This is a genomic window from Nocardia sp. NPDC004722 (assembly GCF_053601505.1).
Map to the genome: position 1 here is coordinate 1 of NZ_JBSGBY010001114.1, position 1,071 is coordinate 1,071.

Sequence of the window (1,071 nt, forward strand, 5' to 3'; positions counted from 1 at the left end):
GATTCTGTTGCGGCTCGATCCCCGCGCCGTAGAGGGTGGCCAGCTGATGCACCATCTCGGTGTCGCTGAGCCCGACCGGATGCCGCAGCATGCGGACGCCGCCACCTCGGCCTGCCGCGCACCCTCACCCGAACCGGCCTGCGCCCCAACCCTTCCGGCGTGCCCAGCCCCGGTTCCGGCGTAGCCCGCCTTCACTCCGGGGTGATCCATGCCGGTCGCTCCGGCGTGGCCTGCTCCCGTCGCTCCGGGGTGGCCTGCCCCCGTCGCTCCGAAGTGGTTTGTCCCGGTCGCTCCGGTGTGGTTTATACCCGTCACTCCGGGGTGGCCTGCCTCGGTCACTCCCGCGTGGCCTGTCCCCGGTGTTCCGGCATGGCCTGTCGCAGTTGTACCGGCGCGGTCTATTTCCGTTGCTCCGGCGTGCTCGGCCTCTGTCATTCCGGCGTGTTTGTGGCCGGAATCCACTCGCGGCACCGCATCGCCGACCCGGAACCAGAAGTCAGGGTCCGGGTCTTCCGAGGGCCCCGATCCCGGCCCGGACCGGACCCGGTCGTCGATATCGACCATGGCTCACCGGCTTCCGTCCGTGATGGCGCTGATGCGGACCTGACCGTCCCGCGTGACCGTGGTGATGACCTGCTGCCAGGACGCGACGGTGCCGTCCGGGTGCTTCTCGTCGATGCTGACGTTCCAGTGGTCCGGATCCACGCCGGTGATGTTCACGCAGTGCTTGGTCCCGGCGGGGATAGCCGAAATGGCGTCGCGCGTGGCCTGTTCCGGCGCGACTTTGGCGTCGGGCGCGAGCAGGGCGCGCACGGCGGCCGGATCACGCTGCACGTACCAGGCGTATTCGAGGCGCATGATGACGCCGGGCCCGCTGCCGAGATCACCGGCGCTGGCCCCGCTCACCCGGTCGGGCGTATTGCGTTCCTGACACCACGCGATCAGTCCCGGCTGGTTCCCGGCCGTCGTGGACGGGCTCACGGTGGCGCGCGCCGGAACCGCCTGCGGCGTCTTCGAACTGCCGGGCGTGAGCCACCACCAGCCCGCGACCGCCACCAGCACCAGTGCCAG

Annotated in this window: 1 protein-coding gene; it reads right to left on the reverse strand. The window is 70.5% G+C overall.

Features of this window, described 5'->3' with window-relative positions; genetic code table 11:
• Positions 1-567 precede the first annotated feature (567 nt).
• On the reverse strand, positions 568-1,071 hold a 504-nt coding region (locus ACWELQ_RS46180), incomplete at its 5' end, for a hypothetical protein (RefSeq protein WP_452403270.1).